This window comes from Microbacterium sp. 22215, assembly GCF_052045655.1.
Lineage (GTDB): Bacteria > Actinomycetota > Actinomycetes > Actinomycetales > Microbacteriaceae > Microbacterium > Microbacterium phyllosphaerae.
Genome location: NZ_JBQEPC010000013.1, coordinates 80,302 through 95,018, shown reverse-complemented (window position 1 = coordinate 95,018; position 14,717 = coordinate 80,302). Strand labels below are relative to the sequence as shown.

Below are 14,717 nucleotides of genomic sequence, written 5' to 3'. Positions count from 1 at the left end.
CGCCAGCTGCGAGCGCGGCCACCGTCTACTCCGCGGCGCGCGCGACGCGACGGGCGAGGTCGTCCGCGGCGACGGCGTCGACGTATGCACGGGCGTCCCGTGGCGTCACCGGCCGCGGCGCGGTTTCGGGTGCGGTGTCGGCCGCGGGCCCGGACACCTCGGTCTTGAGGATGCGCATGGACTGCCCCACGCTCTTGGCGAGGGCGGGGAGCTTGGCGGCGCCGAAGATGAGGACGACGATCGCGAGGATGATCAGGGCGTGCCACCCTGTGAGGTTCTGAAGCATGTCTTCTCTCCTTTCGTGAGAGCGTCAGTTCGACGGCGCCTGGCCGCCGCCGGGGCCGCCGTCGCCTCCCGAGGGGGCGGAGCCTGCGGTGGGAGTGGTCGTCGTGTCGACGCCGACCACGAGGGTGGCCGTGTAGCCGCCGGTCACGTCGCCCGTGATGGTGGGCAGCTGCAGGGCCGCGGAGTCGTCGCCGAAGACGTTGTCTGCGGAGAGGCTCGTCTGCGACAGGTTCTGCGACGAGCCGTCATAGCGCGAATCCGCGTACACCGCCGAGCAGGCGTCTTCGGAGAGCGCCATCTGCGAGGTGGCGATCGCGTTCGCCGAATCGGTGATCGAGTCGACATCGGGGTACACCTCGAAGTGGATGTGCGGCCACCGACCCGAGTAGCACCCGGGGAAGACCGACGAGAACGAGACCTTGCCGTCGGCATCCGCCACCTGCACTCCGCGCAGGTACGTGACGTCCTCCAGGCCGGAGGAGTACATGGAGTACTCGCCCTGGGCGGTGCAGTGCCAGGCATAGACGGCCACGCCCTCGAACGGAACGCCTCCGTTCGCCATGTCGAGCACCTCGAACTCGAACGTGAGCGGGATGCCGTCGGCAGTGGCCGCGCCGTCGATCGACGTGGTGATGTCCTGACGCACGATGCCCGACTCCTCGAGCACGTCGGGGCCGTTGGATCCGTCTCCCGGGTAGGGGCCCGCGGTCTCGTCGGGTATCTCCCCCGCAGCCGTCGCCGTGCCGGTCGAGCTGCCGGTGTCCGTCGTCGCGGTCGGTTCGGTGCTGCCGGTGCTCGACGTGCCCGTCGCGGCCGGCGCGCAGGCCGCCAGGACGACCGCGCCGACGCCGAGCCCTGCGAGACCCAGCACTCCTCGTCGGGTCACCAGGGTGCGGATGTCGAAGGCTGCACCCTGATCGACGACCTCCTCATCTGCGCGGTCGAGCAGACGACCTTCGTAGGTGGGGCCCTCAGGGGTCTGGACGGGTTCGGGGATGCGGCTCATGATCGTGCTCCTCTCGATGCGTGCGGGGTGTCGACGGTGGTGTCGATGTACCCATGGTCACGGAGGAGCCGATCAGCGAGCTATGCCTCGCCCATGCGAAATCTATGACCTCTTGTCCACCGGGGGATGCAGGACCAGGACGGCCACGATCGCGGCCAGGACGAGCGCGGTGACGGCCACCGGGATCGGCAGGATCGGGTCGAGGAGCACCACGGCGGCACCGATCGGGATGACGGTGTTCACGACGCGGTCGGCGTTCTCGCGGATCGCGATCCACCAGATCCCGAGCAGGAAGATCGCGATCGGGATCGTGACCGTGTACGACGCGACCGCGTTCGAGAGGTGGCTCTCACCGGTGAGGACGTCGAGCTCGACCTCGATGCCGGCCGAGAACGCCGCCGCCGCCGCGAACACCACGTAATGGGTGTAGCCGTAGCGGAGCGAGCGGCCGAACGTGGTGATCGCCCGGTGGTGCGGCGGCCAGAAGTAGATCCACCACAGGGAGGCGGTCACGACGAGGGTGAGCACCGAGATCGAGATGAGCGGTACGAACGACTCCAGCTCATGACCGGCGTCGATGATCGCGTTCGCCGAGGCGAGGAGGCTCTCGCCCAGGACGATCAGCGTGAAGAGCCCATATCTCTCGGTGATGTGGTGCGGATGCCACGGCGTCTGCTTCCGGTACTCGGCGAACACCGGGACACTGACCTCGATCAGCGCGAAGACCACGAAGGCGACGAGCTGCGCAGGCCCCGAGGGGATGAACAGGAACAGCACCCACAGCACCTGCACAGCGGCGATCCCGAAGGCGTAGCGACGGGTCGCGGGGCGCAGCTCCCCCGCTCCACGTGACGCGCGGAGCCACTGAGCGACCATCGCGACGCGCATCACGATGTAGCCGAGAACCGGCACCGTGAAGTCACCGCGCTCGAACGCCGCGGGGATGCCGGAGGCGAAGACGAGGACACCACCCATCTGCACGATCGTGGTGACGCGGTACAGCCAGTCGTCGGTGTCGAACGAGGTGGCGAACCAGGTGAAGTTCATCCAGGCCCACCACAGGGCGAAGAAGACCATCGCGTAGGAGGTGATGCCGTGCACGAACTCGCCGTGACTCAGGGCATGGTGCAGCTGCGCCGAGGCGATGCTCACCGCGACGACGAAGACCAGGTCGAAGAAGAGCTCGAGCGTGCTGGCCGTGCGGTGCGGCTGCGCGGGGTCTCTCGGCAGCATGCGAGCCAGGCGGAAGCGCGGTGGTGCGGTGGTGGTCACGCGGTCAGAATATCGGCGTGATCGGGGGGCCCAGCGTGTGTATCGGAATATCGGTTCGTCCACTCGCGTGAATTATCTTCCCCTGAACGTTCGGTTCCGCTAGAGTGAACGAAGTCTGCAGTGCCTGCTGCCAGCACCACCGTGTGGGACGGTGACCGCGACTCGTGATGTGGGATCACGAAACGCAGCAGGACCCGAGGGGTCGGGATGCAGACGATGCCATGGACGTGGGGTCCGTGGTCTGGGGAAATCTGGGGAAATCATGGCGCACTGGGGAATTCTGCGTACATTCACGGCTCACGAGGCCTCGGCATGACTTCCGTCGAGGATGCGTTGAGCATCACTCGCACGGGTTCGGTCTTCACGCCGATCGCCGCACCGCGAGCCGCCAAGTCGGTCACGCATACGGTGGTCACACCGCGCGTGTCCGCAACGCTGGAGCGACGCCGTCAGTGGGAGCGGCGTTATCGGATGCGACTGCGCATCACGGATGCTGGGGTCATCCTGTTCGCAGTCGGAATCACAGCAGCGGTCCAGGTGATGACCGGTATCGCAGGGGAAGAGGCCCTGCGTAACGGAATTCTGCTGGCCACGCTCTGGTATCTGATGCTCAGCGCCCTGCACACCCGTGATGCAGCGCTGTTCCGTGCCAGTGCCACCGAGTACCGCGGAGTGGCTCACGCCAGCGGCCTGGCGTTCGGGATCATCGCCATGCTCAGCGTGCTGCTCGGGTGGCAGACGATGCAGCTGGTGCTGCTCGTCGGCCTGCCGCTCGGTGTTCTCACACTGCTCGTCACGCGTTGGGCGTGGCGGCACTGGCTGACGGCGCAGCGTGCGCGCGGGCGTTTCGCCTCGCGCACGCTCGTCGTCGGCAACAGAGACGACGTCGAGTACGTCATCCGCACTCTGCACCCGATCGGCGCTTCCGGCTACCAGGTGGTCGGCGCGACGCTCCTCGACGGCAACGCCCGCGATGTCGAGGCAGGCGGCGCGCACTTCCCCGTCCTGGGCAACGTCAACTCCGTCTCCACCGTCGCCGCCGAGCTGGGCGCAGACACGATCATCGTCGCGAGCCGCCCTGACGGCGACCCCGACTTCGTGAAGCACCTGAGCTGGCAGCTCGAGGGCACCGCCGCGGAGCTCGTGCTCTCCAGCCGCCTCACCGATGTCGCCGGCCCTCGCATCTCCTTCGCGCCGGTCGAGGGTCTGCCGCTGATCCAGGTGCAGATCCCCTCGTACGAGGGCGGCCAGCACGTGCTCAAGCGCGCACTCGACATCGCCGTCGCATCGGTCGCGCTCATCCCGATCGCCCTGATCACGCCGATCCTCGCACTGCTCGTCAAGCTCGACTCTCCGGGGCCGCTCTTCTTCTCGCAGGAGCGCGTGGGCCGCGACGGCCGCACCTTCAAGATCATGAAGTTCCGCTCGATGAAGACCGACGCCGAGCAGCAGCTCGCCGCGCTCAAGGAGCAGAATCAGGGAGCAGGTCTGCTGTTCAAGATGAAGGACGACCCCCGCGTCACCCGGGTGGGACGGATCCTGCGCAAGCTCTCGCTCGACGAGCTGCCGCAGTTCTGGAACGTCCTGATCGGCGACATGAGTGTCGTCGGCCCGCGCCCGCCGCTGCCCTCCGAGGTCACGGCGTACGACGGCACGGTCTTCCGTCGCCTGTACATCAAGCCCGGCATCACCGGTCTCTGGCAGGTCTCCGGTCGCAGCGACCTCTCGTGGGATGAGAGCGTCCGCCTCGACCTGCGGTACGTCGAGAACTGGTCCGTGATGAACGACCTGCAGATCATGTGGCGAACTGCCAAGGTCATGGTGCAGCCCAGCGGGGCATACTAGTCACAGAACGCTGTGGTTCGGTCCGCCGGGGAGGCGGATGCAGGACCGTGATGCAGTGAGATGGATGCGGGAGCATCCGAAATGAGGGGGAAATCAACGTGCCATCAACCGTCCGGATCCTTGGCACCCATGGTGTTCCGGCCGCGTACGGCGGCTTCGAGACAGCCGCTGAGCATGTCGGTCTGTACCTGCGCGATCAGGGCTGGAACGTCATCGTCTACTGTCAGATCCCCGGGGAGGGGCCGACGACCGTCGACGACTGGAACGGCCTTCAGCGCGTGCTCGTGCACGAGCCTCGCGAAGGCTGGAAGGGCACGTCGGCGTTCGACCTGACCTCGATCCGTCACGCGATGCGCGAGCACGTGGACGGAGACGTGTGGCTCACGTTCGGCTACAACACCGGCGTGTTCGACATCGTCCCGCGGCTCCGCCGGATCCCGAACGTCATCAACATGGACGGCATGGAGTGGACCCGCAAGCGCTGGGGCGTCGTCAAGCAGGGCATCCTGCTGGCGAACGAACGCCTCGCCGGGCTGGTCGGCGACGTGCTGATCGCCGATCACCCCGTGATCGCCACGTACCTGCGCCGGCATTTCGGCAAGCGGCGCGTGCAGACCATCACCTACGGCGCACCCGAGGTGCTCGATGCCCCGACGGGACCGGTCGAAGAGCTCGGGCTGACACCCGACGACTACGCGATGATCGTCTGCCGCCCGATCCCCGAGAACTCGGTGCTCGAGATCGTCCAGGCATGGTCGGCTGCCGAACGCGGCATGCCGCTGGTGGTCGTCGGTCCCTACGGCGACGACGACCCGTATCACGTGGCGGTGCGCGCCGCGGCATCCGATGAGGTGCTGTTCCCCGGGTCGATCTTCGAGCCCGAGCGCATCCAGTCGCTCCGGTTCCACTCCGCCCTCTACCTGCACGGGCACACGGTCGGCGGCACCAACCCGTCGCTCGTCGAGGCGATGGGCGCGGGCAACGCCGTGATCGCCCATGACAACCCGTACAACACCTGGGTCGCAGGACCCGACAACGCCTACTTCACCGGAGCCGACGATCTCGCCGGTCTGCTCGACGATGTGCTCTCCGATGATGGCAGGAGGCAGCGCATGGGCGCCGCCAGCCGCGAACGGTTCCGCGCGGAGTTCACGTGGGCCAAGATCGGCGCCGAGTACGAACAGGCCCTCCGCACCGCGCTCGCGCGGCGAGGGCACGCACAGCAGCAGACAGGGGTAAACGCATGATCGATGTCGCAGTGGTCGGACTCGGGAAGATGGGGCTCTCTCATCTGTCGATGATCAAGGCGCACCCCGACGTCAACCTCGTGGGGGTGTGCGACGCCACGGGGTACCTGCTCGACATCCTGGCGAAGTACACCGGGGTCACCACCTACAAGGACCTCGACAAGATGCTCGATGAGGCCCGCCCGCAGGCGATCATCATCGCGACGCCGACGCACCTGCACGCGGGGATGATCCGCAACGCGCTGCAGCGCGGCATCCATGTGTTCTGCGAGAAGCCCCTCGTGATCGACCCGGCCGACAGCATCGAGCTCACGGCGCTGGCCGAGCAGAAGGGTCTCGTCACCCAGGTCGGCTACCACAACCGCTTCGTCGGGGCCTTCCTCGAGGTCAAGCGCCTGCTCGACCTCGATGCGATCGGCACGGTCAACACCGCTCTCGCGGAGGCATACGGCCCCGTCGTGCTCAAGCCGGCCGGTCGCACCTGGCGCAGCGAGCGCGCCACCGGCGGAGGCTGCCTCTACGACTACGCGGCCCACCCGCTCAACCTCCTCACCTGGTACCTCGGCACGCCGGAGTCGGTCAGCGGCAGCCAGCTGACCAGCATCTTCTCGGCGCAGATCGATGACGCCGTGGCGAGCACCCTGCACTACCCCGACGGCACCGCTCAGATCATCTCGAACTGGTCGGACGAGTCGCAGCGCAAGATGACGACCAAGATCACCCTGTGGGGCACCGACGGCCGGATCTACGCCGACCGTCAGGAGATCCACGTGTACCTGCGCGACACCGCCACGATTCCCGAGGGCTACCGCGTCGGCTGGAACGTCCGCTACACGACGGATCTCACCGAGGCGCCCTGGTTCTACCTGCGCGGCGAGGAGTACAGCGCACAGCTGGACTCCTTCGTGCAGCGCGCCCAGGCCGGCGCATCCGCCGGAACGAACGACTTCGCGTCGGCCGCGGTCACCGACAGGGTGATCTCGATGATCAGCGAGGATGCGGTGCGCGAGGACTCGCGACTCACCGCGGAGGCAGCATCCGATCTCGCCGTGCAGACGGCACCGAAGGGGCGTATCGCGGCAGCGCTGAGCGCTCTGCGTGGAGGGAAATGACCATGACGACATCCACTCGCACCATGGACCGGCTGCTGTTCGGTGACAACCAGTTCTTCGGCGTCAACCACATGTCCGAAGAGAAGGCACGCGCGCAGCAGATGCGCTTCCAGGACACCGAAGCGATCATGAGCGTTCTCGACGCGGCGTACGACGAGGGCGTGCACACGTTCATGTGCACCACCCACGATCGCATCGCCGAGGTCACCGACCACGTCCGAGCCCACCCGGATCGCTACTCGGACATGACGTTCTTCCCGTGCATGCCGTACGCGCACAAGTACGCGAACGCCGTGACCGAAGACGGCTTCCTCGGAGCCATCCGCAAGTTCCTCCCGGAGGAGGGCCTGCTCGACAGCATCGCTCGAGGCACCTCGTCGCTCGCCCGCAAGGACATCGAGGGCGTCACCACACTGCTCATCGACGCCGAGATGAAGATGTTCGACGGCCTGTCGACGCCTGTCATCTGGTTGCAGAACGTCGTCGTCGACCTGCTGTCGGGGCTCGGCTTCACCGATGCGTTCCGCATCTTCGCCGACCACGTGCGCAAGCGCTACAACGCCGAGCCCGGCTTCATCACGATGAACCTGCCCCGGCTGCTCGACGACCTCGACAAGGCGGGAGTCGAGAACCCGATCGTGTGCTCGAACATCAACAAGCTCGGATTCCGGATGTCGGGTGGTGTCGACGCCTACCGCGACGCGATGGACAAGCGTCCGTTCCGCGCTGTCGCCATGTCGGTGTACGCGAGCGGGGCCATCCCGCCGCGTGAGGCCATCGAGTGGGTGACGAGTCTTCCCAACCTCGAGTCGATCGTCTTCGGCGCGTCGAGCCGTGCGAACATCGCCTCCACGGTGAGCCTCGTGGACGAGTACTGGCCGCAGCGCTGACATGCCGACGGGTGACCCGAACGTCGTTCTGATCGCCAACCCCGGGGCCGACCTCTACGGGTCGGATCGGATGGTGCTCGAGACAGTGCGCGGCCTCGTGGGGGCCGGCCGACGAGTCGTCGTGACCGTGCCGCACACCGGCCCCCTCGTGCCGCTGCTCGAGGATGCGGGCGCGGAGGTGGTCGAGTGCGCGACCCCGATCGTCCGCAAGGGACTGCTGAACGCGCGGGGACTCGTCGAGTTGGTCGTGACGTCGATCCGCTCGGTCGGCCCCGGCCTCAGACTCATCCGACGGGTCGACCCCGGCGCGGTGATCGTGAACACCATCACTCCCCCGCTGTGGATCCTTCTCGGGCGCATCAGCCGACGCCTGACCGTGTGTCACGTGCACGAGGGCGAGGGTTCGGTCGCCGGCATCGTGCGTCGCGCCCTCTACCTGCCCCTCGTCTTCACGAATCGCGTGATCGCGAACAGCGACTTCACACGACGGGTGCTGGCGACCTCGGCCCCGCGGGTGGCCGACAGGACCGTCGTGGTGCACAACGCGGTGCCGGGCGCGGATGCGATCGAGACACCGCGCGACACGCTCACGGCCCCGACGCGCCTGCTCTATGTCGGTCGCCTGTCGCACCGCAAGGGCGTGCACGTGGCGATCGATGCGCTCGACGTCCTCGTCCGCGAGGGTCGCGACGTTCGCCTCGATGTCGTCGGCGCGGTCTTCCCCGGCAACGAGGCCTACCTCGCCGAGCTTCACGCGCAGGTCTCGCGCTGCGCACTCGAGGATCGGGTGTCCTTCCTCGGGTTCAAGTCGTCGGTGTGGGACGACCTCGCCCGCAGCGACATCGCCGTGATCACCTCGCTGGTCGACGAGACGTTCGGCAACACCGCCGTCGAGGCCGCTCTCGCCGCGCGTCCTGCAGTGGTGAGCGAGGTCGGCGGTCTGCCCGAAGCGGTGAGCCACTCGCAGAGCGCGACGCTCGTCGCACCCGGCGACGCCTCCGCACTCGCGGCGGCCATCGCCGCCAAGATCGACGACTGGCCCGCTCAGGCGGCACTCGCCGTGTCGGATTCGGCGACTGTCGCCGAGGCCTTCTCGAGCGAGCGATACGCCGACGGGGTCCTCGCCGCGCTTCGCCGCTGAAGGTCCAGCAGAATCTGTCCACAGGACTCTTGTCCCCCATCCGGTGGACATGATAGGATCGCGCTCACTGGGGATAGCGTCATTTGGGGATGACGCAAGCCGATCGACTCGTTCTGAACGGGTCGACATCGGCAAACCCTGATTGGGGAATCTGGGGAATCGACAATCATGGTGATTGCGCGTACAAGCATGTCCATCGCGGCCCTCGCGCTCTGCGTGAGTCTGGTCGCCTGCAGCGGCACCGGGGAGCCGGCGAGCGAAGTGAATCCGACGAGCTCATCGTCGGCGACGCCCGCTCCTGATCCGACCGCGGGCTCGGCTCCGTCGGCGAACTCGGGAGCGACCGCGCCCGACGAGCCCGTCGCGAAGATCGAGCGCGCGGGGCACTCCGATGCACCGACGGTGACGGCGGATGCAGCCGACACCTCGGACGCCGTGTCCTACGGCGACGGCGTCAGCGTCAGCATCGACGACGTGTCGTCCGGCAAGGAGACGTCGCAGGGGCCGGGGAGCTTCCCGGGCCGCGAATACGCCCGACTGACGATCACGATCGACAACGGCTCCTCCGACTCGATCGACCTCGGCACGTCTGTGCTCACCGTGCTCGACGCGAAGGGCGCGACCGCCGTGCGCGTCTACGCCGCCGAAGCGAAGGTCACCGACTTCGCCGGCACGGTGGCCGCGGGCAAGAGCGCCACTGCGACCTACGCCTTCGCCATCCCCGAGGATGCGCGTGACGAGGTCACCGTGGTCGTCGACTTCGACGGCGACCATACATCCGCCGTCTTCCACGGAGGGCTCGACTGACATGTCCACGCTGAGTCCGTCCGCGACCACTGATTCCGACCGCTTCTCGACACGAGGAACCTCCATGACACGCACCGCCCGCGGAGCAGACCGTCTCCGCCGCGTGATCGCCGCGATCGCCACCGCCGCGACGGCCGTCGCCGCGATCGCGTTCATCGCTCTGCCCGCAGAGTCCGCGTCCGCCGACACACCCGGACAGCCCGACACCGTCACCGCCGATGTCCTGCCCACTTGGCAGATCAACGGCGTCGTGTGGAGTCAGGTCGTCGCCGGGAACACGGTGTACGTCACCGGCAGCTTCACGAAGGCACGACCGCCGGGGGTCGCCGTCGGCGGCCCGGGCGAGATCGACGCGAACAACGTGTTCGCATTCGACATCACCACGGGCAACCCGGTTCCGAACTTCAGCCACTCCTTCGACGCCCAGGGCCTCGTCGTGCGGGTCACGCCCGACGGCAAGACCGTGTACTTCGGTGGCGACTTCACCGCCGTCGACGGTCAGGCCCGCGCGCACGTCGCAGCCTTCGACGTCGCCACCGGCACGATGCTCGACTGGGCGCCCCGTACGGACGGTCAGGTCAGAGGCTTCGCCTTCGCCGGCGACACCGTCTACGTGGGCGGCAACTTCCGCTCCAGCGGCGGTCAGCCGCGCAGCGAGCTGGCGGCCTGGAACACCACGTCCAAGACGATCACGTCGTGGGCTCCGGCTGCGGCCGGCGACGGATTCGTGTGGGACATGCTGATGTCGCCCGACTCCTCGCGCGTCATCATCGGCGGCTCGTTCACCACTCTCAACGGAGCGCCCGCCTACGGCATGGCCTCCCTCGACACCGCGACCGGGGCGGCACTCCCCTGGGCCGCCACCGACAGGATCAAGACCGCCGGGCTCAACGGCGCGATCTCGAGCCTCAGCACCGACGGCACCCAGGTCTACGGCACGGGGTACGCGTTCGGTGCAGGAGCATCGTTCGAAGGCACCTTTGCAGCCGACCCGTACACGGGCCAGATCAACTGGCTCAACGACTGCCTCGGCGACACCTATGCGAGCTTCCCGCAGGGCGGCGTGCTCTATTCCGTCTCGCACAAGCACGACTGCAGCGTGGTGGGCGCCTTCGGCGACACGAACCCGCGCGCGCGGTGGACGAAGGCGATCGCCGAGAGCACCACGCCCACCGGTGTGATCACCAAGAAGGACGCCTACGGGTGGGACTTCACCGGTCTGCCCTACACGGAGCAGCTCAACTGGTACCCCGACCTCGAGTTCGGCACGTACACGAGCGCGCGTCAGGCCGCATGGTCGGTCACCGGTAACGCGAACTACGTCGTGCTCGGCGGAGAGTTCCCGAAGGTGAACAACGTGGCGCAGCAGGGCCTGGTCCGGTTCGGCAAGACGAACGTCTCGCCGCACGCCGTCGCCCCGGTCTACAACGCCGGCCTCACCCCCGCGCCGTACTCGAACGAGTCCGGAGTGGTGAGGGTCCCGTTCACCAGCGTCTGGGATCGCGACAACGCCACGATCACATACGACGTGTTCCGCAGCCCCTCCGTCAAGATCGCGACCTTCACCCGCACTGACGGTCGATTCTGGAATCTGCCGAGCCTGAGCATCACCGACAGCGGCCAGACACCGGGAGCGCAGGTGCGCTACCAGGTCAGGGCCAAGGATGCCGACGGCAACGTGCAGTGGAGCGCCTGGTCGCCCTATGTGACCGTGTCGAGCACGCCGACGGCCACGTACCGCGCAGCGGTGCGGGCGAGCGGTGCCAGCCACGCCTGGCGCCTCGACGAGACGACCGGCACCCGACTGTACGACGACGTGGGGAACGCACCCGGTACGGCCACGAGCCTGACGCTGGGATCGAGCGGCGCGCTGCTCAACGATTCGAACGCGGCGATCACCTCGGCGGGCGGCAGCACGCCCAAGATGACGACGCAGGATGTCACCAAGTCGACGTCCGCCGCGACGGTCGAGGCGTGGGTGAAGACCACCAACACGAAGGGCGGACGCATCGTCGGCTTCGGCGACTCCGCCACGGGCACGTCGACGTCCGGCCTCACCGACCGGGTGCTGTATCTCGACAACTCCGGACGGGCGAACTTCGCGATCAACGACGGCTCCTACCGCACGATCTACAGCCGCACCGCGGTGAACGACGGCAACTGGCACCACATCGTCGGCACCGTCGGCTCCGAGGGAATGCAGCTCTTCGTCGACGGCAAGCGCGTGGACCGCGATCAGGCACGCACCTCGCCGAAGATCTACGACGGCTACTGGCGCATCGGCGCAGACCAGACGAACGGCTTCACCAACAAGCCGACCAACGCCGGTCTCGCAGGCACGATCGACGATGTGGCGGTGTACCCGTCCGCGCTGACTCCGGCTGACATCCAGTCGCATTTCCTCGCGAGCGGTCGCTCGGCCGCGTGGACCGCCGCTCCGACCGACGTCTACGGCGCCGCGGTGTCGACGGACAAGCCGGACCTGTACTGGCGCCTCAACGAGACGGCGGCCGGCACGATCGTCGACTCCGCCGCCGGAGGGACGACGGGCAACCTCGCCGGAACCGTGACCCGCGGGCAGACGTCCGCGATCGGCACCGGAACCGCGACCACCTTCAACGGCTCGACCGCGCTCGTGGTCGCACAGGAGCCCTGGACGGCGCCGACCACCTACAGCGCCGAGCTGTGGTTCAAGACGACGACCACCCGGGGCGGCACGCTGATCGGATTCGGCAACGCCACCAGCGGGCTCAGCACTCAGTACGATCGCCACGTCATCATGCAGAACGACGGGAAGGTGCAGTTCGGAAGCGGTCAGCCGCAGACCACGCTGATCACCCCCACCGCCTACAACGACGGCCAGTGGCACCATGTGGTCGCCACTCAGGGCGCCGACGGGATGAAGCTGTGGCTCGACACCCAGCTCGTCGGCAGCAACTCGATGGCAGGCTCGGAGAACTACCGCGGGTACTGGCGCATCGGTGCGGACAAGACCTGGGGCAGCACGTCCAGCAACTACATCGCCGGAACGCTCGACGAGGTCGCCGTGTACCCCTCGGTGCTCTCGGAGCAGCGGGTTCGCGATCACTTCGCAGCGAGCGGCCGCACCGTGCCGGGACGCGCACCGGTGGCGGCGTTCACCTCGGTGACCGACAAGCTGAAGATCGACGTCGATGCGAGCACCTCGACCGACGCCGACGGAGGGCCGCTCGCCTACGCGTGGAACTTCGGTGACGGAACGGTCACGACGGGGGCGACGGCATCGCACGTCTACGCCGCCGGCGGCACCTACACGATCACGCTGAAGGTGACGGACAGCACCTCGCTCGTCAACACCCTCACCCGGTCGGTGACGGTCGCCCCGAACCAGGCTCCGACCGCGGCGATCAGCGCCACGACGGATCACCTCGACGTCGCGCTCGACGGATCGGCATCGTCCGACTCCGACGGCACCATCGCGTCGTACGCGTGGGACTTCGGTGACGGTACGACGGGCACCGGCGCCACCACGACCCACACGTACGCGACGGCGGGCGACTTCACCGTGACCCTCACGGTGAAGGACGACAACGGCACCACCGCCACCAAGACGCGGGTCGTCACGACGACGCTGGCGCCGAACCAGGATCCGACGGCGGCGTTCACGACCTCGTCGAACCTGCTCGCTGTGACCCTGGATGCCTCGACGTCGACGGACCCTGACGGGACCATCGGGTCGTACGCCTGGGACTTCGGCGACGGCGGCACCGGATCCGGTGCGACGGCGTCTCACACCTACGCGAGCGCCGGCACCTACACCGTGAAGCTCACGGTGACGGACAACCGGGGTGGCACCGCGACCGTGACGCATGACGTCACGGTGGCGCAGAACCAGGCGCCCTCGGCGGCCTTCACCACCTCGGTGGCGAACCTCGCTGTGGCTGTCGACGGCTCGGGTTCCGCGGATGCGGACGGCACCGTCGCCGCATACGCCTGGGACTTCGGCGACGGCGGCACCGCTTCGGGAGCGACGTCGTCTCACACGTACGCAGCCGGGGGCACGTACACCGTGACCCTGACCGTGACGGACGATCGAGGGGCGACAGCCACCACGACCAAGTCGGTCACCGTCGCGGCACCGCAGGTGTGGGCGCAGGATGCCTTCACCCGGACAGGCACCAACGGCTGGGGCACCGCGACCACCACCGGCGGCGCGTGGACCATGTTCCCGAGCAGCGCGACGGCACTGAGCAAGTTCGCCGTCAACGGCACCGGCGGAACCGTCACCCTGTCGGCGGGGAACAACTACTCGGCCTCGCTCGCCGGCTCGACGCCGTCGACGAACACCGAGGAGCGGTTCTCCGTGGCGTTCAACCAGCCGTCCACCGGCGGCGGGTATTACTTCTCCGCTCTCGGACGACAGATCGACAACGCCAACGACTACCGCGCGAAGTTCCGCGTGGCGTCGAACGGCGTCGTGTCTCTCTGGCTGACGAAGACGATCGCCGGGGCCGAGACGGTCATCTCGTCGACGACCGTCCCCGGTCTGACGATCACGAGCGCCGACCAGCTGAGCGTCAGGTTCCAGGTGACGGGCACCAACCCGACCACCCTCAAGGCGAAGGTCTGGCGCACCGCCACCACGGAGCCGACGGCGTGGACCCTCACGACGACCGACGCCACGGCTTCGCTGCAGGTTCCCGGCTACGTCGGCGTGAACAGCTACCTGTCGTCCAGCGCGACCGCCGTCCCGGTCGTCTACACCTACGACGACTTCTGGGCGGGACCCGCGCAGTAGTCATCAGTGACACGAAGGGCCGAGGCGTTCACCACCTCGGCCCTTCTGGGTTGATGGCGACGACCGCAGTCGAGAACGATGCCCGCATGAGAGCGATGCCCGTGGTCGAGCGCACGCACGCTCAGCACCCTCGGCGTGGTTCCACCCTCGGGATGGTTCCGTTGTACGGGCGGCGCCCACCACCGGTAGGCGCCCACCACCGGGCGGTGCCACCACCGGGCAGTGTCACCACCGGACGGTGCCACCACCGGACAGGACTCGACACGGGACCCGAGCTCGGACAGCACAGTAAGAGGCCGGGGTGCCATGCACCCCGGCCTCTCGACTGCGTCCGA

At 67.8% G+C, this 14,717-nt stretch carries 10 protein-coding genes; 7 read left to right on the top strand and 3 right to left on the bottom strand.

The window, feature by feature from the left end:
* Nucleotides 1-25: 25 nt before the first annotated feature.
* The 3 genes from ACTJKH_RS17260 to ACTJKH_RS17250 form a co-directional block, all read right to left on the bottom strand.
* The gene (locus ACTJKH_RS17260) at nucleotides 26-286 is read right to left on the bottom strand and encodes a twin-arginine translocase TatA/TatE family subunit (RefSeq protein ID WP_440737927.1); all 261 of its coding nucleotides are present in this window, start codon (nucleotides 284-286) and stop codon (nucleotides 26-28) included.
* Nucleotides 287-310: 24 nt separating this feature from the next.
* Nucleotides 311-1,291: an intradiol ring-cleavage dioxygenase gene (locus tag ACTJKH_RS17255; protein WP_440737926.1), complete on the bottom strand. Its 981-nt coding sequence runs from the start codon at nucleotides 1,289-1,291 to the stop codon at nucleotides 311-313.
* Between the two features lie 102 nt (nucleotides 1,292-1,393).
* The gene (locus ACTJKH_RS17250) at nucleotides 1,394-2,524 is read right to left on the bottom strand and encodes a low temperature requirement protein A (protein WP_440737928.1); all 1,131 of its coding nucleotides are present in this window, start codon (nucleotides 2,522-2,524) and stop codon (nucleotides 1,394-1,396) included.
* 351 nt (nucleotides 2,525-2,875) lie between these two features.
* Between ACTJKH_RS17250 and ACTJKH_RS17245 the strand changes: the two genes are divergently transcribed.
* The 7 genes from ACTJKH_RS17245 (at nucleotide 2,876) to ACTJKH_RS17215 (ending at nucleotide 14,382) form a co-directional block, all read left to right on the top strand.
* Nucleotides 2,876-4,408 carry a sugar transferase gene (locus tag ACTJKH_RS17245; RefSeq protein WP_210096952.1) on the top strand — a complete coding sequence of 511 codons (1,533 nt, stop codon included), beginning with the start codon at nucleotides 2,876-2,878 and terminating at the stop codon, nucleotides 4,406-4,408.
* A gap of 98 nt (nucleotides 4,409-4,506) precedes the next feature.
* A complete protein-coding gene (locus ACTJKH_RS17240) occupies nucleotides 4,507-5,655 on the top strand; it encodes a DUF1972 domain-containing protein (RefSeq protein WP_440737925.1) in 1,149 nt (382 codons plus the stop codon).
* The gene (locus tag ACTJKH_RS17235; RefSeq protein ID WP_440737924.1) at nucleotides 5,652-6,767 is read left to right on the top strand and encodes a Gfo/Idh/MocA family protein; all 1,116 of its coding nucleotides are present in this window, start codon (nucleotides 5,652-5,654) and stop codon (nucleotides 6,765-6,767) included. Before ACTJKH_RS17240 ends, ACTJKH_RS17235 begins: the two co-directional genes overlap by 4 nt.
* Nucleotides 6,768-6,769: 2 nt before the next feature.
* A complete protein-coding gene (locus ACTJKH_RS17230; protein WP_245340730.1) occupies nucleotides 6,770-7,657 on the top strand; it encodes a hypothetical protein in 888 nt (295 codons plus the stop codon).
* A 1-nt stretch (nucleotide 7,658) separates the two neighbouring features.
* Nucleotides 7,659-8,798 (top strand): glycosyltransferase family 4 protein, encoded by a 1,140-nt coding sequence (locus ACTJKH_RS17225; protein ID WP_440737923.1) that lies wholly within the window; start codon nucleotides 7,659-7,661, stop codon nucleotides 8,796-8,798.
* A 189-nt stretch (nucleotides 8,799-8,987) separates the two neighbouring features.
* The gene (locus tag ACTJKH_RS17220; RefSeq protein WP_440737922.1) at nucleotides 8,988-9,605 is read left to right on the top strand and encodes a DUF4352 domain-containing protein; all 618 of its coding nucleotides are present in this window, start codon (nucleotides 8,988-8,990) and stop codon (nucleotides 9,603-9,605) included.
* A gap of 64 nt (nucleotides 9,606-9,669) precedes the next feature.
* Nucleotides 9,670-14,382, top strand: a complete 4,713-nt coding sequence (locus ACTJKH_RS17215; RefSeq protein ID WP_440737921.1) for a PKD domain-containing protein — start codon at nucleotides 9,670-9,672, stop codon at nucleotides 14,380-14,382.
* Nucleotides 14,383-14,717 lie beyond the last annotated feature (335 nt).